Annotated in this window: 22 protein-coding genes; 5 read left to right on the top strand and 17 right to left on the bottom strand. The window is 65.4% G+C overall.

Annotated elements, in window-relative coordinates:
• Positions 1–18: 18 nt before the first annotated feature.
• Positions 19–288 (bottom strand): hypothetical protein, encoded by a 270-nt coding sequence (locus tag ACPEES_RS15095; RefSeq protein WP_435104360.1) that lies wholly within the window; start codon positions 286–288, stop codon positions 19–21.
• A 628-nt stretch (positions 289–916) separates the two neighbouring features.
• On the opposite strand from ACPEES_RS15095, the gene ACPEES_RS15100 reads away from it, so the two are divergent.
• The gene (locus tag ACPEES_RS15100) at positions 917–1,801 is read left to right on the top strand and encodes a hypothetical protein (RefSeq protein ID WP_435104362.1); all 885 of its coding nucleotides are present in this window, start codon (positions 917–919) and stop codon (positions 1,799–1,801) included.
• Between the two features lie 741 nt (positions 1,802–2,542).
• Positions 2,543–3,274 (top strand): zinc ribbon domain-containing protein, encoded by a 732-nt coding sequence (locus ACPEES_RS15105; protein WP_435104363.1) that lies wholly within the window; start codon positions 2,543–2,545, stop codon positions 3,272–3,274.
• A gap of 673 nt (positions 3,275–3,947) precedes the next feature.
• Here ACPEES_RS15105 and argF read toward each other — a convergent pair.
• From argF to ACPEES_RS15120, 3 genes are all read right to left on the bottom strand, one after another.
• Positions 3,948–4,850, bottom strand: a complete 903-nt coding sequence (gene argF / locus ACPEES_RS15110; RefSeq protein ID WP_435104364.1) for an ornithine carbamoyltransferase — start codon at positions 4,848–4,850, stop codon at positions 3,948–3,950.
• 130 nt (positions 4,851–4,980) lie between these two features.
• Positions 4,981–5,565 (bottom strand): superoxide dismutase, encoded by a 585-nt coding sequence (locus ACPEES_RS15115; protein WP_435104365.1) that lies wholly within the window; start codon positions 5,563–5,565, stop codon positions 4,981–4,983.
• A gap of 235 nt (positions 5,566–5,800) precedes the next feature.
• Positions 5,801–6,031, bottom strand: a complete 231-nt coding sequence (locus tag ACPEES_RS15120) for a hypothetical protein (RefSeq protein ID WP_435104366.1) — start codon at positions 6,029–6,031, stop codon at positions 5,801–5,803.
• A gap of 272 nt (positions 6,032–6,303) precedes the next feature.
• On the opposite strand from ACPEES_RS15120, the gene ACPEES_RS15125 reads away from it, so the two are divergent.
• Positions 6,304–7,170: a PHP domain-containing protein gene (locus ACPEES_RS15125; protein ID WP_435104367.1), complete on the top strand. Its 867-nt coding sequence runs from the start codon at positions 6,304–6,306 to the stop codon at positions 7,168–7,170.
• On the opposite strand, the gene ACPEES_RS15130 is transcribed toward ACPEES_RS15125, so the two are convergent.
• From ACPEES_RS15130 to ACPEES_RS15140, 3 genes are all read right to left on the bottom strand, one after another.
• A complete protein-coding gene (locus ACPEES_RS15130) occupies positions 7,149–7,610 on the bottom strand; it encodes a bactofilin family protein (RefSeq protein ID WP_435104368.1) in 462 nt (153 codons plus the stop codon). The genes ACPEES_RS15125 and ACPEES_RS15130 overlap by 22 nt on opposite strands.
• A complete protein-coding gene (locus ACPEES_RS15135; protein ID WP_435104369.1) occupies positions 7,517–8,473 on the bottom strand; it encodes a M23 family metallopeptidase in 957 nt (318 codons plus the stop codon). The genes ACPEES_RS15130 and ACPEES_RS15135 overlap by 94 nt, the downstream gene beginning before the upstream one ends.
• Before the next feature lie 149 nt (positions 8,474–8,622).
• Positions 8,623–10,545 carry an ATP-binding cassette domain-containing protein gene (locus ACPEES_RS15140; protein ID WP_435104370.1) on the bottom strand — a complete coding sequence of 641 codons (1,923 nt, stop codon included), beginning with the start codon at positions 10,543–10,545 and terminating at the stop codon, positions 8,623–8,625.
• 108 nt (positions 10,546–10,653) lie between these two features.
• Between ACPEES_RS15140 and ACPEES_RS15145 the strand changes: the two genes are divergently transcribed.
• Together ACPEES_RS15145 and ACPEES_RS15150 are read left to right on the top strand one after the other, a co-directional pair.
• Entirely contained in the window at positions 10,654–11,640 is a 987-nt protein-coding gene (locus ACPEES_RS15145; RefSeq protein ID WP_435104371.1) for a serine/threonine protein kinase, read from the top strand.
• Positions 11,637–12,341, top strand: coding sequence for a M48 family metallopeptidase (locus ACPEES_RS15150; protein ID WP_435104372.1), 705 nt, complete (start codon positions 11,637–11,639; stop codon positions 12,339–12,341). The genes ACPEES_RS15145 and ACPEES_RS15150 overlap by 4 nt, the downstream gene beginning before the upstream one ends.
• A gap of 668 nt (positions 12,342–13,009) precedes the next feature.
• On the opposite strand, the gene typA is transcribed toward ACPEES_RS15150, so the two are convergent.
• From typA to ACPEES_RS15200, 10 genes are all read right to left on the bottom strand, one after another.
• Positions 13,010–14,827 carry a translational GTPase TypA gene (typA, locus tag ACPEES_RS15155; protein WP_435104373.1) on the bottom strand — a complete coding sequence of 606 codons (1,818 nt, stop codon included), beginning with the start codon at positions 14,825–14,827 and terminating at the stop codon, positions 13,010–13,012.
• 43 nt (positions 14,828–14,870) lie between these two features.
• Complete coding sequence (locus ACPEES_RS15160; protein WP_435104374.1) at positions 14,871–17,060, bottom strand: heavy metal translocating P-type ATPase; 2,190 nt, start codon at positions 17,058–17,060, stop codon at positions 14,871–14,873.
• Positions 17,061–17,062: 2 nt separating this feature from the next.
• Complete coding sequence (locus ACPEES_RS15165; RefSeq protein WP_435104375.1) at positions 17,063–17,746, bottom strand: sulfite exporter TauE/SafE family protein; 684 nt, start codon at positions 17,744–17,746, stop codon at positions 17,063–17,065.
• Positions 17,747–18,033: 287 nt separating this feature from the next.
• Complete coding sequence (locus ACPEES_RS15170) at positions 18,034–18,264, bottom strand: hypothetical protein (RefSeq protein WP_435104376.1); 231 nt, start codon at positions 18,262–18,264, stop codon at positions 18,034–18,036.
• Positions 18,227–18,409 carry a cbb3-type cytochrome oxidase assembly protein CcoS gene (gene ccoS, locus ACPEES_RS15175; protein WP_435104377.1) on the bottom strand — a complete coding sequence of 61 codons (183 nt, stop codon included), beginning with the start codon at positions 18,407–18,409 and terminating at the stop codon, positions 18,227–18,229. The genes ACPEES_RS15170 and ccoS overlap by 38 nt, the downstream gene beginning before the upstream one ends.
• Positions 18,410–18,412: 3 nt before the next feature.
• A complete protein-coding gene (locus ACPEES_RS15180; RefSeq protein ID WP_435104378.1) occupies positions 18,413–20,140 on the bottom strand; it encodes a cbb3-type cytochrome c oxidase subunit II in 1,728 nt (575 codons plus the stop codon).
• 12 nt (positions 20,141–20,152) lie between these two features.
• Positions 20,153–21,571: a cbb3-type cytochrome c oxidase subunit I gene (locus ACPEES_RS15185; RefSeq protein ID WP_435104379.1), complete on the bottom strand. Its 1,419-nt coding sequence runs from the start codon at positions 21,569–21,571 to the stop codon at positions 20,153–20,155.
• Positions 21,572–21,732: 161 nt separating this feature from the next.
• A complete protein-coding gene (locus ACPEES_RS15190; RefSeq protein WP_435104380.1) occupies positions 21,733–22,200 on the bottom strand; it encodes a c-type cytochrome in 468 nt (155 codons plus the stop codon).
• An 80-nt stretch (positions 22,201–22,280) separates the two neighbouring features.
• Complete coding sequence (locus ACPEES_RS15195) at positions 22,281–23,441, bottom strand: metallophosphoesterase family protein (RefSeq protein WP_435104381.1); 1,161 nt, start codon at positions 23,439–23,441, stop codon at positions 22,281–22,283.
• A 52-nt stretch (positions 23,442–23,493) separates the two neighbouring features.
• Positions 23,494–24,207 (bottom strand): carboxypeptidase regulatory-like domain-containing protein, encoded by a 714-nt coding sequence (locus tag ACPEES_RS15200; protein ID WP_435104382.1) that lies wholly within the window; start codon positions 24,205–24,207, stop codon positions 23,494–23,496.
• Positions 24,208–24,834: the final 627 nt, after the last annotated feature.

Raw genomic sequence — 24,834 nt, forward strand, 5'->3', positions numbered from 1 at the left:
AGCTCCTCGATGCGCCGCTCACGGGCGTCCTTCGGTTTCCGGCCCCCTTGGCCCGGTTCCAATCCTGTCGTGCCGGCCTCGGCCAGGGTCTTGCGCCAGTTTGCCAGTTGGCCAGTTGGCCAGTTGCGAGGCATACAGGCCATTGCGCCGCAGCCAAGGACCCTTCTCGCCGCGCCCAAGGCCGTCGAACTCCGCGATCAGGCGCTGCTTGTCCGCCCCGGAGAATCTCCGACGCGTGCGTCGCTCCAGGCTCGGATCGGTCGGCACTTCGTTACTCTCGTCCATCATCGGCTGCTCCTCTACAGTGCCCTACGTTATACACGTTTCTCGCAGGTTACTGTCGGCAAGCAGGTTGACACGTAGGGAGATCGCCGCGTCGCGCCGCGGCGGCAGTAGTCTCGGTCTGGACCTCGGGCTCGTCTACGACGCCGGCGCACTCGTGCCCGATGGCACGGACCCGCCAGCGCCGGTGGACCCGGCCAACGACTACGTGCTTACAGCGCGGCCGGGCCGCCGCGCGCCCCATCTGACGATCCGTGGCGACAACGGCGAGACCGCGACGCTCGTTCGAATATTCATACCTCAATCCGAATCGGATCATTCGTCAGAGCGAAATGTCATATGACGTTCAGCCGTTTCGGTGGAAGGTTGGCGTGGCCCTCGACTTCGAATTCAGAATTGTGCAAAAGTTAGTGGAACTAATAGGGAGGGTCGCGCTCGCGAACGGCCGTAGCGGTAGTACTCCGCCGGGAATACTTGAGCTACCCAACCACCTTACACGTGACGTGTGTGCGAGGTGGGTGTTAGTTAGGTCTTGATAGTCAGGAGAGACGTATTTTTCGGACGACGTCCGCGTCTAAACACGGATATCGTCCGCATAATACCTTTTAGCACGAAGAACATTGGGAGCAGTCGCGTGAAATTGGAAAAGGCATTCGCAGAAGATATCGAGTTATGCATTACTGCCCAAGAGGCAGATCGGCATTTTGAAAAAGGAAGTATAAAATCAAAGTTTAACTTTCAGTGCCCCGGTGACAAATGCGACGCCCCTGTCACTTGCGCTAATCTGGATCGTCCAAAAAATAAAAGGAAGAGAGACCCTTATTACAAAGTTGTAGGTGAGCATGGTCCTCGTTGTGATCTGGCTAGAGACATCAAATATCAAAAAAATGGCTCAAGAACGAGTTCGGATATCTATAGCGACAGTGATGAGTATTTGGATGATGCCTTTCGCCTAAATCTGCAGCCTCCAAGCACAAGGCGGCCAGAAGGTTCTGGCGCCGCCATTGGAAAAGATGGTGTAAAAGGTAGGGCAAGGCAGAAAAGTGGTACTGAGTCGGGAAGGCGTAAAACTCAACCCACAAAAACACTATCATCATTAATTGATTCTTACTTAAACAAAGAGTCAATAATTGTGCAGCTACCGCAAACGGGTGTGATCGATATAAATGATTTATTTTATGAAGTTAACGGGCAAGATGTGGGTGAGCTAGAAGATGATTTCCGAGTTTATTGGGGAAAGGCTTGGTTCAACAAAAAAGAGAATGGCTACTCTATTGTATTTGAGCAAAACCTAACGCTAGGTGAAACTACCAGGCGGCCAACAACCTATATGCCAATAGATGCGTTAGGATCATCTGGTTTTGGACGTTTCAACTTGAGCGCTTTGGAAAAAATAGCTGATAACAAACCCAAGATGGTTTTTTTGCTTTCTGAGACAGGGCCACGCGTTAAAAATGGGTACATCAATATTTGGTGTGAGGGGCCTGAGTATCTTGATTATCGGCTAATAGATAAGTAACGGATTTATAACAAAACCTATATAGACTCCTCCCGCAAGTAGGCAGAGACGGGTGTGCTGATCGATGGCAATAGAGTATCGGTTGCGGTCGTATATCCGGCCTGTTGGTGGAGCTCTGCTCTCCTGGCCTTCATGGAATCCGCGCACCGGGGCCAATCGCTGCCAACGGCTTCAAGGAGGCGGCTTTGTTACCGGCGTTGCCCGATGCGGGGGCGACCTCGTTTGCCATGATCGCCATCGTGCCTCTGCGCACTCCCGGGTGGAGGCGGGCGTTGCCATCAGGCGGCCAGCTGAGGTCGTTGGTAGCTGGCGTTGATGGGTCTATGCGATCGACAGGTAGAGTATGAAAAGGAATGTTGAACGAGCACTTTTGCGATCGATATTGAAGTATTCAGAACATAGGGGCAGTGGTTCGGCCGCTAGGCTTGCCAGAAATGTTGCAACAACGGCGATATTTGCCTTGCTTGCTATTACGTATCTGCTCGCCGTTCACTCTCAGATGCCGATGGGAGTTGCGCTTGAAAACTGAGTCTAAGGTGCGTCCATATACCGAAGGGTGCGTTTGGCGAAGAAAAACAGAAAAAACAGTTTTTAGATATGATTGAGTGCTACAGGAATGAGGTTTCTAAACGGGAGTTTCCGGCTTAACGCTGACAGTTAGGGAGTTGAAAGCTGCCGGTCAACGATCATCGGCACCTCGAGAGAAAATTCCCTCTTAAATAGGGGTATTGGATTTCGGTCATGGAATGTCCCAAATGCGGCCAAACAGCGGGTGCCGGCGACACGGTGTGTGGCCATTGTGGCATCGTGTTCCACAAGTATGAAATATACCTGGAAAGGCTGAAGGCGTTTGAAGTTGACGAGCTCGATGAGGATCAATCGTGCGGCACCTGGAAGGCGGCGCTGTTTCGTCCGGGGGATGATTTATTGCAGTACTGGTGGCCTCTGCTGGTTCTCTGGGGCGTATTCGTCGTTTACGCAATGAGTTGGATGGTGCTTGACCTGGATGAGCTCGCGCGCGCCGGTGGGTTGCTGTCAGGGGCCAACCTCCTTTTTCATGAAGCCGGTCATGTCATCTTCGGCGTGTTCGGTGATTTTATTGGGTCGCTTGGGGGCACGCTCGGCCAACTGTTGATGCCCATCATCGCGGGGGGCGCGCTCCTGTATCAACGCGGTGATACCTTCGGCGCCAGTCTCTGCCTCGGCTGGGTCGGGCAGAATTGCCTGGATATCGCGCCTTATATGGCCGACGCCCGTGCGGGTCAGTTGCTACTGCTTGGTGGCAACTATGGTCACTCTTCTCCCTACGGTTTTCATGACTGGGAGTATCTGCTGGGCGAGACCGGGTTGCTCGCCTGGGACCGCACTTTCGCGGCCATCACACTCAACGGTGGCCGCCTGATCATGGTTCTGGCAATGGTGTGGGGCGGATTGCTGCTGTGGCGGGCCTGGCAGATGCGGAGCGAGACTTGATCGAGGACAGATGGGGGCAGGCTCGTGAACGAGCGCTCCGTTTAACATCGCGTTATTCTGAAAGGGCAAGAAAATGAATGAAATTGTTCCAGTCCTGTTCGGTGTATTGATGTGCTCAGTGTTCTTTTGGTTTTATCTCTGTCATCGAATGTTCGGTATTCTTCGAACAAGGCATCCGGAGAAGTATGAGGCCATGGGGAAGCCAACCCTGATAATGAATAACTCCATATCAAACAACTTGTCCTTTATTAAATTCTTGTTTAAGAGGGAGTGGAGGGCGCTTGATGATGGGGCGTTAGAAAACTTGGGGAATGGGATGCTGGTTTTCGTTGTTTTTTATACAGTTCTTTTCGTCAGTCTGTTTTTGGGTGTGCTGCTAGGAGGCGCGTCATAACGCGGCGCTTCAGCCGATATCGTCGTCTTGCCGCAAGGGCGCACACGGCTATTGAGGTCTGGCAATACTTTGGAAAGGGCTAGTAAGTCGGCGTTTGTTGTCGGCTGCCGAGAGCAGCCGACCTACGGGTCTATGGTCGGGCCTTGTTGTCGACTGTCGGGAAAAGACGGCCTGCGGTGAGGGCGGTGCTTTTGTCATCGCGTACCGGCGCGTGTAGGTCGGGGACCGCCGTCGGCGGTGCCCGACATTGCCGGTAGGTGCCGCACTGGCTGGCGCTTCTCAGGGGGTGAGCAGCAGGAATTCCAGCAACGCTTTCTGGGCGTGCAGGCGGTTTTCGGCTTCGTCCCAGACGACGCTCTGGGGGCCTTCGAGGACGTCGGTGGTGACTTCCTCGCCGCGGTGGGCGGGTAGGCAGTGCATGAATATGGCGTCGTCGGCGGCGTGCTGCATGAGCTCGGCGTTGACCTGGTACGGCTGGAACGCGGCCATGCGTTCTTTTTCTTCGCTCTCGAACCCCATGCTTGCCCACACGTCGGTGACCACCACGTCGGCGCCGTCCACCGCGGCGGCCGGGTCGGTGGTGAACACGATGCGCTCGCCGTCGACGAGCTCGGGCTTGGGCGCGTACTCGCCCGGGCAGCCGATGCGCAGCTTGAAGTCGAGCAGGTGCGCGGCGCGGATGTAGGAGCGGCACATGTTGTTGCTGTCGCCGAGCCAGGCCACCGTGCGTCCGGCGATGTCGCCGCGGTGCTCGGTGAAGGTCTGCAGGTCCGCGAGGAGCTGGCAGGGGTGAGCGTCGTCGGTGAGGCCGTTGATCACCGGTACCCGGGAGTGGTTCGCGAAGCGCTCGACGACGTCGTGGCCGGCGGTGCGGACCATGATGACGTCGAGCATGCTGGAGATCACCCGGGCGGTGTCTTCCACCGGCTCGCCTCGGCCGAGCTGGGTGTCCCGCGGGGAGAGGAACAGCGAGCTGCCGCCGAGTTGTGCCATGCCGGCCTCGAACGACACACGGGTGCGGGTGGAGGATTTCTCGAAGATCATGCCCAGCACCTTGCCGTGCAGGGGTTCGTGATCCTCGCCGCGCTCGCGCAGATGCTTGAGCTCGGTGGCACGGCGAATGAGCGTCAGGATCTCCTCGGGCGTGCAGTCGTCCAGGGTCAGAAAATGCCGCGGCTGCATGCTGGTTGTTCCTCTTTGGCCGGCGTTCGCCACCGGCGGTGGCCCAAAATAAAAAAGGCAGCCACTGACGGCTGCCTTTGCCGATTATAGGGAGCCGCCGCGAGGGCGGCAACCGCCTGATCGGTGGGCGTTAGCCCTGGAAGTTGTTGTTCACGAACTCCCAGTTGATCAGGTTCCACCAGGCCTCGAGGTACTTGGGCCGGGCGTTGCGGTAGTCGATGTAGTAGGCGTGCTCCCAGATGTCGCAGGTCAGCAGCGGGGTCACGCTCTCATCGGTGAGGGGGGTATCCGCGTCGTCGGTCTCGCGGATCTCCACCTTGCCGTCGGCGGTCTTCACCAGCCAGCCCCAGCCGGAGCCGAAGTTCGCGGCGGTCTTGTCGTTGAACTCCTTCTTGAAGTTCTCGAATGAGCCGAACGCGGCGTTGATCGCCTCGGCGATGGGGCCGGTGGGCTCGCCGCCGCCGTTGGGGCTCATGCTGTTCCAGTAGAAGGTGTGGTTCCAGATCTGCGCGGCCTGGTTGAACAGCCCCCCGGAGGCCTTCTTGACGATCTCCTCGAGCGGCATCTGCTCGAACTCGGTGCCCTCGATGAGAGCGTTGGTCTTGTCGACGTAGGCCTTGTGGTGCTTGCCGTAGTGGTACTCCAGGGTCTCCTGGGAGATGTACGGCTCCAGGGCGTTCATCGCGTAGGGCAGTTCGGGCAGTTCAATCTTCATCTCGCAACTCCTGTGCGTTATGGCTGAGAACGACTCCCGGTGCGGCCGTAGCGTGGCACGGAAGTCGGTCGGTGATTCTTGCGGATACGACCCGGCAACAGGACGCGCTGGCGAGCAGCGCCCGGGCAGTCTAGTCAGCCGGACGAAGCCAAGGCAACCGCAACACTGTTGCGGTGGGGATGATGGCAGGGGAGTTCAAGCCCGCCCCGGCATGGGCCGGGACGGGCGGAGCGGGTCAGTGATGGGTGAGTTGGTCCCGCAGGTTGGCGAACGGGTGATGGGTGGCCGCGTCATTGTCCTTGTAGTCCGGCGGTACTTGCTCCCGCCCGTCGGCACGCTGACGCTCGGTTGGGGCAGCGTTGTACTCGTGCGCCTCGTCCCAGGCGTCGACGACGATGCTCTCGAACCAGCTGCCGCGCACGTCATGATCCTGCAGCTTGCGGGGATCCCAACTCTTGATCGCCATGCTGTATCTCCTTCCTACTCCGGTGATAGCCAGCGGGACATTCTTCTCGCCGCGACGCACGCACAAGCACCGGGCCGCGGTGGAGGCCATCGCGGTGTCCGGACTGCTCGGCTGACTTCGGGCCCATCGTTGGACCCGCGTGCGCCCGGCGCGCTTGCCGCGGTTTTTAGAATGTCCATCTTCCACCCTAGACAAATGAACAGTCGGTGCCACCGTTTTCCGATGAGCGTTGTGCAGTATCATGCGTTACGTCACAAATGCGGAGACAGTCGATGACGCAAGCCTCGGTGGTGGATCTGCACTGCCACAGCACGGCCTCGGACGGTGCCCTCGCACCGGCGGCGGTGGTCGAGCGGGCCGCCGGCAACGGCGTGCGCGTGCTGGCGCTCACCGACCACGATACCGTCGCCGGGCTGGCGAGCGCGCGCGCGGCGGCACGAGCCCATGGCATCGTCCTCGTCGACGGGCTGGAGCTGTCCGTGCGCTGGGGCGGGCACACCCTGCACATCGTGGGGCTGCGCGTGGACCCCGAGGCCGACGTGCTGCGCGAGGTGCTGGCGCGTCAGCTCGCCGCGCGGGAGGATCGCGCGGAGCGCATCGCGGCGAAGCTGCGGCGCGCGGGTGTGGAGGCACCGCTGGAAGGGGCGCGCCGTGAGGCCGGGGAGGGCGCCATCGGCCGCGTGCATTTCGCCCGCCACCTGGTTGCCTGTGGCGTGGTGGACTCGCTACAGGCGGCCTTCCGCCGTTACCTGCGCCGTGGTCAGCGCGCCCACGTGGCGTGCCGTTGGGTATCCCTGGAGGAGGGCGTGGCCGCGATCCGTGCGGCCGGCGGTCAGGCGGTGCTCGCCCACCCGACCAAGTACGGTTTTACGCGCACGCTCCTGCGCCGTGCGTGCGAGGCGTTCCATGGCGCCGGCGGCGAGGCGATCGAGGTCATCACCGGCGGTGGCGGCCCCGGCGACGTGGACGCGGCACGGACCCGTGCCGAGCAGTACGGGCTGCTCGCCTCGGTGGGCTCGGATTTTCACGACCCCGAGCGGCGCTGGAACGATCTCGGGCGCCTGCGCCCGCTGCCATCGTCGCTCACCCCGGTCTGGCAGTCCTGGCCGGCGGGTTGTCACCCGGAGGTGGTGAGCTGATCGGAGTCCTCGGCGGAGAGCTCCGGCAGCGCCTCTTCCAGGTCCACCTGCGGCAGGGAGGATTCGGGCACTTGCGCGTCCGTCTGCTCGCGCCGGTGGCTCTGGCCGACGAAGCGTCCTCCCGACTCGATCACGAACTCGTCGGTGACCACCTCGCCTTCGACGACGCCGTCGCTGACGATCTCCAGCGCCTTGCAGTGCACCTGCCCGCGCAGTAGCCCGCTCACGAGCAGGCGCTCGGCGTGGATTTCCCCCTCGAAGCGGCCGCTTCGCCCCAGGGAGACGTCGCCCTGGCAGTCGATGCGGCCGTCCACGTAGCCGTCGATGTGGAGTTTGCCGGCGAGGGTCAGTTCTCCGTGGATGCGGCTGCCGTCTGCGACGATTGTAGTCCCGCCACGCGGTGTATCTGCCGCCTCACGGTGCTTGCCAAAGACTCCCATTGGATGTCGTCCTCCCTGGTGAAAAGGCTGTCGTAACGTTCGAGGCTCCACTCGAGAAACGGGGTGGGATCGAGCTTGCGGTAGATGTGGCGCACCTCGTAGTGCAGGTGCGGGCCGCTGGAAAGCCCCGTGGAGCCCACGCGGCCGACGACATCGCCGGCGGCGACGAACTCGCCCGGTTGCACGGCGATCTCGCTCATGTGGCCGAAGTAGGTGCGGAAGCCGAAGTCGTGGCGCAGGATGACGAGCTTGCCCAGGCCGCTGCTCGAGTGGAAGGCGGCGTATTCCACCACCCCGTCGGCGGTGGCGCGCACCGGTGCACCGCGCTCGCCGCGGAGGTCCACGCCGTTGTGGTGGGAGCGGGTGCCCTTGATGGGGTGGGTGCGCCAGCCGAAATCGCTGGTGACCTCGTGGCCGTTCACGGGCCAGCCGCTTGGCACGCGCTGAAGCATGAGGAGCTTCTCGCCGGCGGTCTGCCGCGCGATGTTCATCCGCTGGTGGAGGTCGTTGATCTGCGCGGTGGCCTCGCGGACCCCGATCATGACCTCCAGCTCGCCGAGCTCGTCACCCAGGTGCTCGACCTTTTCGCTGGTGCGCGAAAGCTCCTGATTCTTGGCCTCGATGGCTGCCTGGAGTCTGGCGCGTTCGTCGACGAGGGCGCGGTGATCGGCGGCGAGCGCCTCGCGTCGCGTCTCCAGGGCGCTGATCTGGTGGTCGAGCCAGGCGATCACGCCGGCGCCGCCGGCAACGATGAGCAGCAGCGTTATCAGACCGGCGGCGCCAATGCGGCGGGCGATCCGGCCGACCGAATAGTGGCGGCTGCCGCGGTAGTCCGTAACAGTGATGAGAAAGCGTTCGCGCATGCGCCCATTCCGGCCCGGCGCATGCTGCCGTAGCCGGCCCCCTCGTGGACAGACGCATCGGACCCTAACACCCTGCGGTGGCGGCCGGAAGCGTACGGGTCACAAAGCGGCGTCCCGCCCGCGGTACGCGGGCGCGGAGCCGGAGGGGATCAACCGGAGCCGGCCAGGGCCTCGCGCTCCGCTTCCAGGGTCTCCCAGCGTTCGTACGCCGCGGTCAGCGCCTGCTCGCGCTCGGCCAGCTCCGCCTGGAGCGTGGCGATGCGATCGCCCTGGTCGCCGTCGGCATAGAGCGCCGGGTCCGCGAGTGCCGCCTGGGTCGCCTCCAGCTCGGCCTCCAGTGTCTCGATGCGTTGGGGCAGGGCATCCAGCTCGCGCTGGTCCTTGTAGCTGAGCTTGCGTTGACGGCGTTCGCGCGCCGGTTCCTGCTCGTTGCCGGCGGGCGCCTTGCCGCCCGGCTTGTCCTGCGGCGGGGCGGCGTTGCGGCGGGCCGTGCTCGCCTCCCAGTCGCTGTAGCCGCCGACGTGCTCGCTGATGCGCCCGTCGCCCTCGAACACCAGCAGGCTGGTGACCGTGTTGTCGAGAAACCGGCGGTCATGGCTGACGAGCAGCACCGTTCCCTGGAACTCGGCGATGCGCTCTTCCAGCAGCTCCAGGGTCTCGATGTCCAGGTCGTTGGTGGGTTCGTCCATGACCAGGACGTTGGCGGGCTCGGCGAACAGCCGCGCCAGCATGACCCGGCTGCGCTCGCCGCCGGAGAGGGCTTTCACCGGGGTGCGGGCGCGCTCGCCGGTGAACAGGAAGTCCGAGAGGTAGCTGATGACGTGGCGGCTGGCCCCGTTGATGGTAATGCTCTCGCGGCCGCCGGCGATGTTGTCGATGACCGTGGCGTCTTCGTCGAGGGTGGCGCGGTGCTGGTCGAAGTAGGCCACCTGCAACCGCGTGCCGTGGCGCACATGGCCGGTATCCGGCGGCAGCTTGCCGAGAAGCAGACGCAGCAATGTGGTCTTGCCGATGCCGTTGGGGCCGACGAGGCCGACGCGGTCACCGCGCAGCAGCGTGGTGGAGAAATCCCGGACCACGGGGGTGTCCCCGTGGGCGAAGCTCACGCGCTCGGCTTCCGCCACCAGCTTGCCGGATCGCTCCGCCTCCTGGATGACGACCTTCGCCTTGCCGCCGCGCTCGCGGCGCTCGGCGCGTTCACGGCGCATCGCCTGGAGGGCGCGGACACGGCCCTGGTTGCGGGTGCGCCGGGCCTTGATGCCCTGGCGGATCCAGCGCTCCTCCTGCGCGAGCTTGCGGTCGAACTCGGCGTTGGCCTTGTCTTCCGCGGCGAGGGCTTCGGCCTTGCGCCGTTCGTACTCGGCGTAGTCGCCCGGCCAGCTCGTGAGCCATCCGCGGTCGAGCTCCACGATGCGCGTGGCCACCCGCTCCAGGAAGCGGCGGTCGTGGCTCACCAGGACCTGGGCGCAGTCGAGGCCGGTGAGAAACTCTTCGAGCCAGTCGATGGTCTCCAGATCCAGGTGGTTGGTGGGCTCGTCGAGGAGCAGAACGTCCGGGGCGGAGACCAGGGCCCGGGCCAGCAGCGTGCGGCGGCGCACACCGCCGGAGAGCGCGTCGAAATCCGCGTCCGCCGGCAGCGCCAGGCGCTCGATGACCGTCTCGACGCGATAGGTGGTCTGCCAGGCGCCGTGGGCTTCGAGCTCGTCGTGCAGGCGCTCCAGCCGGGCGCCGGCGGCCTCGTCGCCGGCCGCCATGGCCGCGGCGGCCTCGTGGTGTCGGCGCATGAGCACGGCGATCTCGCCGAGCCCGCCGGCGACCACATCGAAGACGGCGCCGTGGATGCCCGCCGGCACTTCCTGGCCGAGGGCGGCGACGCGCAGGCCGCGGCGGGTCTCCACATCGCCGTGGTCCGGTTGGATCTCACCGGCGAGCAGCCGTAGGAGGGTGCTCTTGCCGGTGCCGTTGCGGCCGATGAGCGCGACCCGCTCGCCGGCTTCCAGCGTGAAGCGGGCGCTGTCGAGCAGGGTGCGTGGGCCGAGTGTGAGCGTGGCATCGCGCAGATTGACTAGCATGGCGGTATTGTAACGCGCCGTGGCCGGCGGCGGTCACGCACGCTGTAGCGCTTTCCCGCCGGCCACGAGCGCGGGCATACTGCCGGGTCGCGTCGACAGAGACAGGCTATGGACCAGGACATCGCGCAGCATCCATTCACTCTGCTGGGGCCGAGCGTCGTGCTCGATGCGCTCGAAGCGGTGGGCTTCGAAGTGGACGGCCGGTTGCTGCCGCTCAACAGTTACGAGAACCGGGTCTACCAGGTGGGCGTGGAGGACTCGCGGCCGGTGGTGGCGAAGTTCTACCGCCCGGAGCGCTGGAGCGACGAGGCCATCATCGAGGAGCACGAGTTCTCGGTGGAGCTCGAGGCCCGTGAGATTCCGGTGGTCGCGCCCCTGGCGATGGACGGTCGCATGCTGCACGAGCACGCGGGCTTTCGTTTCGCCGTCTATCCGAGCCGCGGCGGTCGCGCACCGGAGCTCGATCAGCCGGAGGTGCGCGAGTGGCTCGGGCGTTTCATCGGGCGCATCCATGCCCTGGGCGAGGCCTGGCCGTTCCGCCACCGGCCGCCACTGGATCGCGGCATGGCCACCCGGGCGCGCAACGATCTGATCGAGGGCGACTGGATCCCCGAGTACCTGCGGGAGGCTTATGAGAGCGTCTCCGCGGAGGTCCTGGAAGGGATCGACGCGGCTTTCGAGCGGGTCGGCGACGTGAACCGAATCTCCCTGCACGGCGATTGCCACCCGGGCAACGTGCTGTGGACCGACGACGGGCCGCATTTCGTGGACCTGGACGATTGCTGCACCGGCGTTGCCGTGCAGGATCTGTGGATGCTCCTCTCCGGCCCGCGCGAGGAGATGAGCCTGCAGCTCTCCGACGTGCTGGCCGGCTACGAGGATTTCCACGATTTCGACCGCCGCGAGTTGCATCTCATCGAGGCGCTGCGAAGCCTGCGGATCATGCACTACGCGGGCTGGCTCGCCCGCCGGTGGGATGATCCCGCTTTCCCGCACTCGTTTCCCTGGTTCGGCAGCGACCGCTACTGGGAGGAGCACCTGCTGTCGCTGCGTGAACAGCTCGCGGGGATGCAGGAGCCGCCGTTGGTGGTATGAGCGAACGCCGCGACCTCGCCGGCTCGTTGACCGTGGAGGGCGTGGAGATCCCGGTGCGCTATCGCGTGCAGCGGCGCCGATCCATCGCCCTGCACCTGTATCCGGGACCGTCCATCGAGGTGCGTCTGCCACGCGGGTGTCCGAATGGTGTGGTGCGGCGTTTTCTCGACAGCCGCGTCGACTGGGTGGCGAAAAGGCTCGAAACCCTGCCGCCGCTCCGGCGTCTGGAGGCCGGGGCGCCCCAGGCGCTGCTGGGCAGTGAGTATCCCCTGCGGCCGGTGCGGGCGGCCCGTTACGATGCCGTCATCCGCAATGGCGCGCTGTGGCTCTTCGTGCCGGCGCTCGACGAGCGACGTCTCGAGCGCGGGCTCCAGCGTTTCTATCGCCAGCAGGCGGAACGGGTCTTCGCCGAGCGACTCGCTCTGTGGTGCGACCGGCTCGCCGGCTGGGGCATCGGCCGCCCTGCGCTACGGTTGCGGCGGATGCGCCGGCGGTGGGGAAGCTGCTCCACCCGCGGCGAGGTGACGCTCAACGTCCACCTCATCCAGCATTCGATCGAGCTCATCGATCTGGTGGTCGTCCACGAGCTCTGCCACCTGCTCGAATTCAACCACTCGCCGCGTTTCTACGCGCTCATGGATGCGGCACTGCCGGACTGGCGGAAAAGAGACGCGGTGTTGAACCGCAAGCGGGCAGGGTGAAAATCAGGTAGGTCGAGTGCATTCGGCAGCCGCCATCTCTTCGGCCGCCCAGTCGGCCAGCGCTCCGCGCTCGCCGACCTACCGCGGACGCGGCCAGCTGGAAGTCGCGTAGGTCGGCTGCACTCGGCAGCCGACGTCCCGACGCCCGGCCCGTCGGCCAGCGCTCCGCGCTCGCCGACCTACCGCGGACGCCGCTAGCTGGAAGTCGCGTAGGTCGGCTGCACTCGGCAGCCGACGTCTCGATGCCCGGCCCGTCGGCCAGCGCTCCGCGCTCGCCGCCCTACGGCGACGCCGCGAGCTGGAAGTCGCGTAAGTCGGCTGCACTCGGCAGCCGACATCCCGACGCCCGGCCCGTCGGCCAGCGCTCCGCGCTCGCCGACCTACCGCGGACGCCGCTAGCTGGAAGTCGCGTAGGTCGGCTGCACTCGGCAGCCGACATCCCGACGCCCGGCCCGTCGGCCAGCGCTTTGCGCTCGCCGCCCTACGGCGACGTCGCGAGCTGGAAGTCGCGTAAGTCGGCTGCACTCGGCAGCCGACATCCCGACGCCCGGCCCGTCGGCCAGCGCTCCGCGCTCGCCGACCTACCGCGGACGCCGCTAGCTGGAAGTCGCGTAGGTCGGCTGCTCTTGGCAGCCGACATCCCGACCGGCGCCGTGCCGCTTTCCGGTCTATCCGGCCTTGCGTGTGGCCTTCTTGCGCTCGTGCTCCTTGAGGAGCTTCTTGCGCAGGCGGATCGCCGCGGGGGTGACCTCGACGAGCTCGTCGTCGTCGATGAACTCCAGTGCCTGCTCCAGGGTGTAGCGGATCGGGGGGGTGAGAATGATGTTCTCGTCCGATCCCGCGGCGCGTACGTTGGTGAGCTGCTTGGCCTTCATCGGGTTGACGACCAGGTCGTTGTCCCGGTTGTGGATGCCGACGACCATGCCCTCGTAGACCTCGTCACCCGGGTCCACGAGCATCTGCCCGCGGTCCTGGAGGTTGAACAGCGCATAGGCGAGGGCCTTGCCGGGGGCGTTGGCGATCATGGCGCCGTTGATACGCTGGCCGTATTCCCCTGCCTTGACCGGACCGTAGTGGTCGAAGACGTGGTACATGAGCCCGGTGCCGGAGGTGGCGGTGAGGAACTCCGTGCGGAAGCCGATCAGCCCACGTGCGGGGATGATGTAGTCCATGCGCACGCGGCCCTTGCCGTCGGGCATCATGTTGGTGAGCTCGCCGCCGCGCTCACCGAGCTTCTGCATCACCGCGCCCTGGTAATCCTCTTCCACGTCGACGGTGAGCTGCTCGTAGGGCTCCTGCTTCTGCCCGTCCACCTCGCGCACGATGACCTCGGGGCGGGAGACGCCGAGCTCGTAGCCCTCGCGGCGCATGTTCTCGATGAGCACGGCGAGATGCAGTTCGCCGCGCCCGGAGACCCGCAGGCGTTCGGGGTCGTCGGTCTCTTCCACGCGCAGGGCGACGTTGTGCTGGAGCTCCCGGTCGAGGCGTTCGCGGAGCTGGCGCGAGGTGACGTACTTGCCTTCGCGGCCGGCAAACGGCGAGGTGTTGACCTGGAAGGTCATGGACACGGTGGGCTCGTCGACGGTGAGCGCGGGCAGCGCCTCCACCGCCTTCGGGTCACAGAGGGTGTCGGAGATGTGGATGCCCTCGATGCCGGTGAAGGCGATGATGTCCCCGGCCTGGGCCTCCTCCACTTCGACGCGCTCCAGCCCCAGGAAGCCGAGCACCTGCAGCAGCCGCACGTTGCGGCGGTTGCCGTGGCGGTCGACGATGGTGAGCTGGCTGTTGGTCCGCACCCGCCCGCGCTTCACCCGGCCGATGCCGATGACGCCCACGTAGCTGTTGTAGTCCAGCGAGCTCACCTGCATCTGGAATGGGCCGTCGGGGTCCACTTCCGGGCTTTTCACGTGATCGCGGATGAGCTCGAACAGCGGCGTCATGTCGCCGTCGCGGTCATCGGCGTCGGCGCTCGCGTAGCCGTTGAGCGCGGAGGCGTAGACCACCGGGAAGTCCAGCTGCTCGTCGCTCGCGCCCAGGTTGTCGAACAGGTCGAAGGTCTGGTCGAGCACCCAGTCGGGGCGCGCGCCGGGGCGGTCGATCTTGTTGATCACCACGATGGGCTGGAAGCCCTGGGCGAGCGCCTTCTGGGTAACGAACCGGGTTTGCGGCATGGGGCCGTCGACGGCATCCACCAGCAGCAGCACCGAGTCCACCATGGAGAGCACGCGCTCGACCTCGCCGCCGAAGTCGGCGTGGCCGGGGGTGTCCACGATGTTGATGCGGTAGTCGCCCCACTGGATGGCGGTGTTCTTCGAGAGGATGGTAATCCCGCGCTCGCGTTCCAGGTCGTTGGAGTCCATGACCCGCTCCGGCGCGTCGCCACGAGTCTGTAGCGTCCCGGACTGTTGCAGGAGCTTGTCCACGAGGGTGGTCTTGCCGTGGTCTACGTGGGCGATGATGGCGATGTTGCGGAGCTTGTCGATCACGTCGGGCGGCGCCTCGATTCGGTGGCGAAATGGGCGCGTATGATCAGGTATTTAGTGGCTTCTGTCGAGGGGCTGTGTCGCCGGACCGACGGGCTGTGCCGGGCATGCGCCGGGATTCCGGGCCGGCGGCGGCATCGGGGTGGGGCGGTCCGTCGGCCGCCGCGGGATGCTGTGCCAGCCGCAGGGAGTTCAGGATCACGAGCACGCTCGATCCGGCCATCAGGGCAGCGGCGAGCACTGGTTGCAGCAGGCCCGCGGCGGCCAGTGCCAGAGCCACTGCATTGTAGCCGAATGCCCAGGCCAGGTTGCCGGCGATGATTCGGCGCACCCGGCGCGCCAGGCGGACGAGATCCGGCAGGCGGGCGAGGCCATCGGGGGGGAGGGTAATCTCTGCGGCCTCGCGGGCGAGATCCGTGGCGCTGCCCACGGCGATACCCACCTCCGCCGCCGCCAGTACCGGGGCGTCGTTGAGGCCGTCGCCGATGGCGGCCACTGGACGGCGGGTCTGGCGTTGCCGAGCCGCGAGGGCGGCGACCTTGGCTTCCGGGCTGCATGTGCTTTGCCAGCCGCTCGCGCCGAGTGCGTGGGCGACGGCGGCGACCGCGGATTCGCGGTCTCCGCTTACGAGCTCGGTATGGATGCCCTGGGCGTGCAGCGTCCGAACGGCCTCGCCGGCGTCGGGTCGCAGCGTGTCCTCGAAGGTCAGCCATCCCCGGACGTCGGCCCCCCAGGCGACATACGATACGGCCGCCGCGTCGCCGGCCATTGTCTCCGCGCGGGCGACCTGTTCGTCCGCGACGTGCCAGCCGAGGCTCGCGAGGTACGCACGGGTGCCGATGGCGATGCGACCGTCTTTCCCTCGCCCGCATACGCCGCGACCGGGCTCGGCCCGCACCTCCCTGACGGCGGGTGAGGTCGGCGTGGAGACGGCGGCACACAACGCCCGCGCGAGGGGGTGCTCGGAGCCATGCTGCAGGGCGGCGGCGTTGTCCAGGAGGGTCGTTTCGTCGCCACCCGCGAAGGTGCCGTAGCGGTGCAGGCGCGGCCGGCCTTCGGTGACGGTGCCGGTCTTGTCCAGCAGCAGTGTGCGTACCCCGGCCAGGGTTTCCAGGGCCGCGCCGCTTCGCACCAGGCACCCCTGGCGCAGAGCAACGCCGAGCCCCAGGGACGTGGCCAGCGGAGCGGCGAGCCCGAGGGCACACGGGCAGGCCACGACGAGGACGGCGAGAGCGCTCATCAGTGCCTGTTCCGGGGCGCCTTGCAGGGCCCACACCGAGGCGGTTGCCGCCGCCAGGGCGGCCACGACGTAGACGAACGCGGCGGCGGCGCGATCGGCGAGCCGCTGGATCGGGCTGCGCTCACGCAGGGAGGTGGCCACGTTGCGGCCGAGCTCGGCCCAGCGCGTCGCCGACCCGGCGGCGACGGTCTCGATGGTGAGCTCGCCGGTGGTGTTGATGCTGCCGGCGAGCACGGGCATGCCCGCGCGCCGGATAACCGGCCGCGGCTCCCCGCTCAGCAGGGATTCGTCCACGCCGGAGACGCCCGCCACCACGCGTCCGTCCACCGGTATGCGCTCGCCGGGGCGCACCTGCACGCGGTCGCCGCGGGCGAGGGCGGTCACCGCCACCTCGCGCGTGCCGTCGGCGTCGAGCAGTCGGGCACGCTGGCGCTCGGGGGCCAGCAAGGGCTCGAGATCGCGCATGGCCCGGGCGCGGCCGGCCGCTTCCAGGTAACGGCCCAGGGTGAAAAGCACCACCACCATGGTGGCGGTGTCGAAGTAGACATGATCGCCACCAGTGGCGGTCATCCAGACCGAATAGCCGTAGGCGGTGCCCGCGCCCAGACAGATGAGCGTGTCGATGGTTGCCTGGCCGTGGCTGGCGGCGTCGAGCGCATGGCGGAGAAACGGGCCACCCAGAATGATCAGCGCCGGGGTGGAAAGTGCCAGCAGCACGATGTGCATTGTCTGTCGTAGCGTTTCGTCGCCGGCACCGAGGCTGCCGGAATACAGCAGCAGACTGAAGAGCATGATGTTCATGGCGAGGAAAGCGCCGACGCCGAGCCGGATCAGCAGCCAGGCCGCGTCGGACTCCTCGTGAACGCCCTGACTGACCTGGAAGGCCAGGACGCAGCCGTAGCAGCAGAACGTTCGTGACTCGCCGTGCAGGCGCTGCCGCCTCGGGTGGGCGCCGAGGGGAAGGCGGCAGTGGGCGCACAGGGGTTCCGCGGCCATGCTCAATGGACACCACCCCCGGTGAGCGGCAGCAGACCGCGGGCGATGGTAATCGCCCCGAGCGCCAACAGGAATGTGCCAGCGGCCCGGACACCGCGGCGCCGCCATGCCGGGGCGAGCATACGGCCGATGCCGCCGGTGAGCAGCATGGCCGGGAAGGTGCCGAGTCCGAAACTAAGCATTGTCAGCGCTGCCGGCCCGACCGCGGCGGTGGCCGCGGCTTTGGCGAGGAAGGCGTAGACCAGCGGGCACGGCAGGAAACCGTTGGCGACCCCGAGCGCCAGCGGTGCGCCCGGTCCCGGTGCGGCGAGCAGCCGCCGCAGGCCGGCCACGAGCCCGGTGGCCCCCACGCCGAGGGTACTGGCGTGAAGGGGGCGGAAGTAGCCGAACAGTTGTGCGCCCATCACCAGCATGAGGCCGCCGGCGGCGATGGACAGGGCACGCTGGCCGACTACCAGCGGTTGCGCGGCACTGCCCTGGATGAGGGCCATGCCGAGTGTGCCGGCCAGGGCGCCGAGGAAGACGTAGGTCGTCACGCGCCCGCTGTTGTAGAGCAGGTGGCGGACGATGGTTCCCGCCTTCCCGCCGCGTGGCGCGCCGCCGAGGGCGCAGGCGATGCCACCGCACATGCCGATGCAGTGGAAGCTGCCGGCGAAACCGGCGACGGCGATCAGCAGATACTCCACGGTCTGGCATCCCGCGGTGGCTCAGTCCCTGAAGGCCAGCCACGCCACCCAGATCGCGAAGCCGACCGTGGCGATTATGAAGATGCCGAGGGCGATGCTTTCCATCGTGGTCATCGTGACGCTCCTCATTCCGGTCGGTCCCAATGGTCAGGACAGGTCCAGGGCCGGCAGTACCTGCCCGAACACGTTGAGCACGAGCTCGGCGCCGAGGAACGCCAGGTTGAGCACGACGAGCACCATCATCAATCGGATCACCAGCGCCATGATGCGGCCCTCCGCGACGGGCGTCAGTAGTCCAGACCGGGGCCGAGACCGCCCCAGTATTTCAGTGCGTAATAGACCCCCCAGACGATCAGCACCACATAGACGGCAAGCAGCCACCAGTTCACCCGACCGTGACGAGCCTTGATGGCGCCGCCGCCGTACTCTTCGATTGCGTCCTCGCGGCGTTTGCCGCGGGGGTTCCCCGGTGAGCGGGGTTCACTCGTCTGGGTCGTCTTGCCGTTGTCGGTGGTCATCGTTCACCTCCGCTCGGTAGGCCCGGTACTTGATGTCCTCGACGTCCTTGAACATGCCCGACAGCACTGCCCAGACGAACACGCTCACGGCGGCGAGACCCATGAACAGTGCGACGAGGAATTGGACCAGTGTCAGGTCGATCATCGGTCAGTCCTCCTGGCGGAGCGGCTGCGAGTCCGCGAAGTCCATGCCGTGACGCTGTGCCCAGGCTTCGCCCGCGTAGTGTGCGCCCGCCGCAGAGGCGGGCACGTCGTGCAGCGGTACCTGCAACGCGTACGCCCGATGGGTATCGGGGGCGTCGAGGCCAGGGTCATTGAGCGCGGCGCGGTCGATTTCCGAGATTGGCAGCGGCTCGCCGGTGACCGGGTCCTTGAACGCGGACAAAGCGAGCACGTAGTACGACAGCGCCCAGCGGTCCTCTTCGGAGAACGAGTCCCGGTAGGAAGGCATGGGGGTGCCCATCAGGCCGGTGCTCATGGTGCGGAAGATGTCATCGGGCTCGGGGCCTGATTTGAATTGACCCGTGGTGAGATCCGCCGGACGGATGGGAAAGCCGAAGTCGGTCTCGAGCTCGTTGGCCTTCGGGCCGTCGCCCTGGCCAGTATCGCCGTGGCACTCCCAGCACTTCGCCTCCTGCCAGACCGCCTCGCCGCGGGTGAGCAGTTCCGGGGTCGGCTGCGGCGGTTCGCCGATGTGAATGGGTGCGTCGGGTTCCTCTTCCTCGAACCAGGCGTAGGGGAAACCGGGCTGGCTGCGGTCGATGGCGAGCTCGAACTTGATGTACTGGATCACGGCCATGCGGTCCTTCAGGGGCAGGTTATGCCACGTGGGCATGGCGGTGCCGCGTACGCCGCGGGTGATGGTGCGCAGCAGATCGCCGTCGGTGGGTAGCGAGCCCGAGGGTGTCTTGGTGAACTTGAACAGCGCCAGGTGGAAGTTGCGCGGGCGGAAGCGGTACATGAATGTCGCCGCCGGTCCGTTACCGTCGCCCTCGACACCGTGGCAGCCGACGCAGCGGCGCTCGTAGACCTCGCGGCCATAGTCGATCCACTCCTGGGACCTGGGGAACAACGATCCGGAGGCCTCCATGAGCTGCGGCGCGAATTCGTCGCGCCATTTGCCGCGGTTCATGCCGAGCTTCTGCAGGTAGGCGACCAGCGCGCGCATTTCCCCGGTGTTCACCACCAGGCGTACGTCGTCGCCGGTGTACTCGTCGTTGGGCGTGAATATCACCGGGTAGCGTCCGCGCTCGGGGATGAACAGCAGGCCCTCGGCGTTGGGGGTCAGCAGCGCGTGGGCGGCTTCGTCGTCCGCCCGGTCGAAGGCGAAGAACGTTTCGGTGACCGGTGTGCGTTCGATGGTACGGTTGCCGGCGTCGTCCTCGACGATCGCGAAGCGCTGCTCGGGCGCCTCGAAGAGGTCGGCGTAGCGGGGCATGATGGAATCGGGCACCACCATGCGCGGGTTCCAGAAGTGCGCATAGTGCCATTCGTCGCTGTATTTCAGCCCCACCCGTGTGAGGTCCGGGCCGATGCGCCGGGTCGAGAACAGGTGCGGCAGGTCGTAGGCGTACTCCCCGGCCTGGCTCACCGGGCCCCAGCGGCGTGTCTCGCCGGTGGTCGGGCGCACGAACTGGGAATGGCAGTACCAGCATCCTTCGCGCAGGTAGATGTTTCGGCCCCGGGCTTCGACGTCACGGTAGTCGGTGGCGATGTATTCGGTCCACTTGAGCTCACCCAGGTCCGTGCGGATAACGCGGGTGACCTTGTCGGTACGCGACTGGGGCTCGGCCATGGGCAGCAGGCCCTGGGTGATGGCGGCGAGTCCCAGGAAGCCGACACCGGCGAGAAGCGAGACCATGCGGACGTTCATCATGGCGGTGACTCCTCAGGCGGTGGCGGACCGGGTCGCGGGCGCGGCATGGGCGGCGAGGGCGGTGCGCAGCAGGTTGTAGACCAGCAGGGTCATGCCGGTGTCCATGGCAATGCCGGAGAAGGTGCGCACCAGCCAGTAGGCGCGGATGGCGTTGATGGAGTCCAACCACTCGGTGCCCGCCATCCACATGAAGCCCTGCTGGAGTCCCTGCGCCGTGAGGGTCAGCCCCATTAGCGTGATGCCGAAGGTGATCAGCCAGAACGACCAGTTACCGAGCTTGAACGACCACAGCTCGGTGCCGTAGAGGCGCGGGAAGACGTAGATCAGCCCGGCGATCGCCCAGACCACGAAGGTGCCGAACACCGTCAGGTGAGAGTGGGAGATCACGAAATCGGTGAAATGCGTGGGCTGCTGTATCGAACGCAGTGCCTCGGTGGAGCCCTGGAAACAGCCCGCCAGGTACATCAGCGAGCCCATGATCAGGAATTTCGCCGGCAGGTTGTAGCCGAAATTCTGCCAGCGCCCGATCATGGTGCCGAAGAAGTTCTGCAGCACCGTCCACACCGGGATGATCAGCAGCATCGAGGTGATGATCGCCAGCGTCTCCGCCCAGTCGGCGATGGGGCTGTAGAGGTAGTGATGAATCCCCACGAACGGATAGAACAGCGCCAGCGACCAGAAGCCGATGAGTGAGAGCTTGTGGCTGTAGATGGGGTTCTGGACGCTCGCCGGCAGGAAATAGTAGATCAGCACGTAGCCGGCCGGCGTCAGCCACAAGCCCACCACGTAATGCAGGTACAGGCCGTGGAAAGCGGCGCTGTTGATGCCGTGGATGGTGTAGGGGATGACGAAGAAGCCGAGGATGAAGTTCAGTGTGGTCCACACGAAGGCGGCGAGCAGATACCACATGCTCACGTAGAGCTGGGGCTCCAGCCGTCGGGCGGCGGCGAGAATGAACTGCCCCGTGGTCACCGCGATGGTGATGAACACGACCACATCCACCAGTAGCGGGAACTCCGCGGCCTCCAGTCCCTGGTTCCAGCCGAGCGCCATGGAGACCATGCCCACGGCGATCGCCAGGTTGTAGAGCCAGGCCAGGGCGTGACCGGCGGCGGCACCCGGCACGCGCACGCCGCAGAGTCGCGGGACGATGTAATGGCACAGTCCCACGAACAACGTCGTGAAGGTGGCAAAGATCACGCCGTTGACGTGAATCGGCCGCAGCCGTCCGAAGGTGAGCTCGACGGCGGTGCCCAGGTAGTCGGGGTAGTTGAACAGGCTGGAGATGGTGACGCCGATGGACGGCGCGAGCATCATCCAGAACATGCCCCAGTAGAGCCAGGTCTTGACCAGCGCGTGATCGACCAGCGTATCGAGGTTTTCGGGGAACGACTCCGCACCGGCGGGTTCCCGCATCGTCGTGCTCGCCATCGTCGCGCCCCCTCCTGTTGCAGCCGCAGCGGCCGGTCATGTCGTCGTTGGCCGTGGCGCGCGTACCGCCCCGGCGACCGCGGCCCACGGCCGCGGCCCTGGCCTGTCGTGTCGGCGGGGCGGTTACGGTCGCTGGCAGGCGCCGGTTCCCGCCGGTGGCGTCAGTGCACGCCGGGGGCCAGCGGCGAACCGCGGCTGGACCAGTAGATGTACGCCTCCAGCGCCCGCATCGCCCTGCTGTCGTGGGGCACGGTGATGCCCTGGTTCGGGTTCTCGATGCACCAGTTGATCATGTCGCGCAGCGTGGCGAATTCCTGCATCTGTTCCTGGTATTTCGGGAACTCGTTGGGGTGTACGTCGACGTTGGAGGGGTGGCACATGGCGCACGCCATACCGGTCTCCGAGAGCGTGACGTCGAGCTCCTCCTGGGCGGCGGGATCGCCGTGGAAGAGCTTGTCGCCGAGTACCACGTACTCCATGAACACCTGCCGGAAGATCTTGAGCTCTTCGGCGGTATGGGGCTCGGTGTGGGCGGCCGCCCACTGGCTGCCGGGGCCGAGCAAGGCGAGGCCCGCCGCCGCGGTCAAGACCGCCAGCGTGAGGGTCACGATGCGCTTGCGGGTTTTCATGACGTCTCCTCCTCACGGCCTTGCGGCCGGCGTGCACCGGGGCGACGTTCACCGCCCCGGCGTATCCCGGTGGGCGCGCGCTACCGGTCGACTCGGTAGGGCCACATCCGATCGGCGATGCGCGAGTGCACCATCTGGGTGGCGTTGTCGCCGGTACCGGAGTCGTGCTTGGCGGTGGCGAACACCTGGTCCGGATCCCGTGGCCAGATCACGTAACGGTTGTCCACGCGTGCTTCGGCCGTGAAGGTCAGCTCATCCCAGCCCACGCCGTCGAAATGGTTGCCGGGGTCTACTCGTGTCATGGCCTGGGTGAGCTCCGGAACCCCCTCGGGGGCGTAGGGCCAGGGCCAGGCCGTGGCCAGCATGCCGATGGAGCGCATGTTGCCGATTTCGTTGTACAGCGGTTGATGGGTGTGGCCGTGAAGGTTGGTGACGTTCTCGAAGGGTGCGACGATCTCGTGGACCTCGCGCCAGTCCCGTACCCAGAAGTTCCACGGCGGGTAGTACTCGTACAGCGGGTTGTGGCTGACGAGCACGACGGGTTGATCCTTGGGCCAGTCGGCCAGCACGTCCTGGAGCCACTTCAGCTGCGACGGGCCCAGCCCGGCCCAGGGGCCGGCGACAGTGCCGTCGAGCACGGCCATGTGGCCCATGCGTTCCTCGGGGGTCATGTTGGTGGCCGACCAGTAGTCCGGCGCGCGGCTGACGGTGTCCAGACCGACGAAACGCACGCCCTTGTGGTCGAAGGTCCAGTTGGGCTCGCCGAAGAGCTCCATCCAGACCTCGCCCATGTCCAGGTACCAGTCGTGCTCGCCCGGAATCAGGTGCATGTCAACGTTGAGATCCTTGAGGATCTCGTTGCCCAGCCGTAGCTCCACCGGGTCGCCGAGCTGGGCGAGATCGCCGCCGAAGAACACGAAATCCGGTGCCGGGTCCATGGCGTTGACGTCTTCCACCGCCCGGATGGTTTTCTCGACGAAGCGCTCGTTCACCTCTTCGGGGTAGAGGTGGGTATCCGAAATCCAGGCGAAGCGGAATGTCTCGGCGTTGGCGGCCATCGCGACGTCGAGTACGTTGATCAGCGGCAGCCACCCCGCGCTTGCCCCTGCCACCACGGCGCCGGTGACCACCGACCGCTGCAGGAATGTGCGCCGCTTGATGCTGAACCCCGGCGCCGGGACGCGGCCGGGACCGCAGAGCTTGCGCTCCATCTCGCGCCGTACCTGCTCTAGCTTGTTCATGGCGTTGCCTCCTCCTCCCACCCAGCTCCTCGGTGTGGGCAGCTCGTGACGGCTACTGGGCGAGATCGACGTCGAGCGTGGCGGTCTGGCCCGCTTCCACCGTGATCGTTTGCTCTTTCGCGCCGGTGGTGCGCTGGTAGACGATCAGCGTGTATTCGCCGGGCGGGATGTCGGTGATTTCGAAGGCACCGTCATCCTGGGTCGTGTCGTAGTACGGGTTGGCGGCGACGTAGCCTGCAGCGTGCATGTGGCCGTGTTCGTCGCAGGTGATGCGCAGGATGCCGGGGCGCTCGAACTCACGCTCGATTTCCAGGCCCTGCTTCGGCAGCGCCAGGTTCACGGCGGTGCGGCGACCGTAGAAGATGTGGGTGTTGTGGAGCAGAGGGTCGGAATTGACGATCACCAGTGGCCCCGGCTGCATCGCCACCATCTTGGGTACGAAGTGACAGTCGCGGTTGTCGAGCCGCGGTGGCTCAGTCATCTCCGGCCACGGTTTGCCCTGCTGGATATCGCTGATGTAGACCACGGCATCGAGTACCTCGCCGTCGTCGCTGACGGCGATTTGCGGGTCTTCCCGGGGGCCGCCGCAGACATCGCGATTATCGGGAACGATCATTTTCGTGGGCACGGTGCCCGAGAAGGTGATGCGGCCGCTGATGTTGCCTCCGTCGCTGACTTCCGTGCTCTCGTAGGCAAGAGCCGGGCCGGCCCCGATGAGCAGGGACGTCGCGGTGAGCGCGGCGGCTCGGGAGAGGAAGGTGCGCATGGCTGTCTACCCTCCGGCGGACGGTCGACGCGTTCGAATCGCGATCAGCGTTGCGATGATTGCAGGCGCATTTCGCGAATCGCCGTCCGCTATTCGGTCGTTGACGTCCTGTCGGGGTGAGTGCGGATTCACAAATGCAGGAGTGCGATCTGTCATGCAGTATACGTGAAAATACCTAGTTGACCGTGATTGAAGCGTCAAGGTGGAACCGTTAAAAGGTGCGTGTAAATTTTTTTGACGGTTTTCTGTCAAGAATTCAATACAATTTTATGTAAGCCGTGCACCCGGTTCGTTGTTAATGATATGCATCCGGACCGAAGCGGGCGTTGTCTTGTGCTTGTGTGATTGATTTTTGGTTTTCCGGCATGCCGTTCGCGAAACCGATCACATTCTATTCTCCGTTTCAGCGAGCCTAGAGGGCGTGCTCGTGCCGCCTGCAAGGTTAGTAGTACTCGACGTGGGCTTTGCCACGCCTTCCTCCCGCGCCTCAGAGCCGGACCGCGCAATTGCTCTGACACGGGACATCAACCGTGATCGGATTGGTATCAGAGGGACAATGATCCCTGTTCGTCGCATTGTTCGCGTTGTCGTGAAATGTAATAGCCGCTTTACATGTGCCCGAGGCGA

Origin of the sequence: Arhodomonas sp. AD133, from assembly GCF_051195215.1 — a bacterium.
Classification (GTDB): Bacteria; Pseudomonadota; Gammaproteobacteria; order Nitrococcales; family Nitrococcaceae; genus Arhodomonas.

Bases quoted from the DNA above. Each gene is read 5' to 3' on its own strand.
- ccoS (WP_435104377.1), bottom strand. From the start codon at position 18,409: ATGATCGACCTGACACTGGTCCAATTCCTCGTCGCACTGTTCATGGGT.
- ACPEES_RS15115 (WP_435104365.1), bottom strand. From the start codon at position 5,565: ATGAAGATTGAACTGCCCGAACTGCCCTACGCGATGAACGCCCTGGAG.
- ACPEES_RS15120 (WP_435104366.1), bottom strand. From the start codon at position 6,031: ATGGCGATCAAGAGTTGGGATCCCCGCAAGCTGCAGGATCATGACGTG.
- ACPEES_RS15200 (WP_435104382.1), bottom strand. From the start codon at position 24,207: ATGCGCACCTTCCTCTCCCGAGCCGCCGCGCTCACCGCGACGTCCCTG.
- ACPEES_RS15135 (WP_435104369.1), bottom strand. From the start codon at position 8,473: ATGCGCGAACGCTTTCTCATCACTGTTACGGACTACCGCGGCAGCCGC.
- ACPEES_RS15130 (WP_435104368.1), bottom strand. From the start codon at position 7,610: ATGGGAGTCTTTGGCAAGCACCGTGAGGCGGCAGATACACCGCGTGGC.
- ACPEES_RS15160 (WP_435104374.1), bottom strand. From the start codon at position 17,060: ATGGCCGCGGAACCCCTGTGCGCCCACTGCCGCCTTCCCCTCGGCGCC.
- ACPEES_RS15185 (WP_435104379.1), bottom strand. From the start codon at position 21,571: ATGGCGAGCACGACGATGCGGGAACCCGCCGGTGCGGAGTCGTTCCCC.
- ACPEES_RS15125 (WP_435104367.1), top strand. From the start codon at position 6,304: ATGACGCAAGCCTCGGTGGTGGATCTGCACTGCCACAGCACGGCCTCG.
- ACPEES_RS15195 (WP_435104381.1), bottom strand. From the start codon at position 23,441: ATGAACAAGCTAGAGCAGGTACGGCGCGAGATGGAGCGCAAGCTCTGC.
- argF (WP_435104364.1), bottom strand. From the start codon at position 4,850: ATGCAGCCGCGGCATTTTCTGACCCTGGACGACTGCACGCCCGAGGAG.
- ACPEES_RS15180 (WP_435104378.1), bottom strand. From the start codon at position 20,140: ATGATGAACGTCCGCATGGTCTCGCTTCTCGCCGGTGTCGGCTTCCTG.
- ACPEES_RS15170 (WP_435104376.1), bottom strand. From the start codon at position 18,264: ATGACCACCGACAACGGCAAGACGACCCAGACGAGTGAACCCCGCTCA.
- ACPEES_RS15145 (WP_435104371.1), top strand. From the start codon at position 10,654: ATGGACCAGGACATCGCGCAGCATCCATTCACTCTGCTGGGGCCGAGC.
- ACPEES_RS15140 (WP_435104370.1), bottom strand. From the start codon at position 10,545: ATGCTAGTCAATCTGCGCGATGCCACGCTCACACTCGGCCCACGCACC.
- ACPEES_RS15095 (WP_435104360.1), bottom strand. From the start codon at position 288: ATGATGGACGAGAGTAACGAAGTGCCGACCGATCCGAGCCTGGAGCGA.
- ACPEES_RS15105 (WP_435104363.1), top strand. From the start codon at position 2,543: ATGGAATGTCCCAAATGCGGCCAAACAGCGGGTGCCGGCGACACGGTG.
- ACPEES_RS15190 (WP_435104380.1), bottom strand. From the start codon at position 22,200: ATGAAAACCCGCAAGCGCATCGTGACCCTCACGCTGGCGGTCTTGACC.
- ACPEES_RS15150 (WP_435104372.1), top strand. From the start codon at position 11,637: ATGAGCGAACGCCGCGACCTCGCCGGCTCGTTGACCGTGGAGGGCGTG.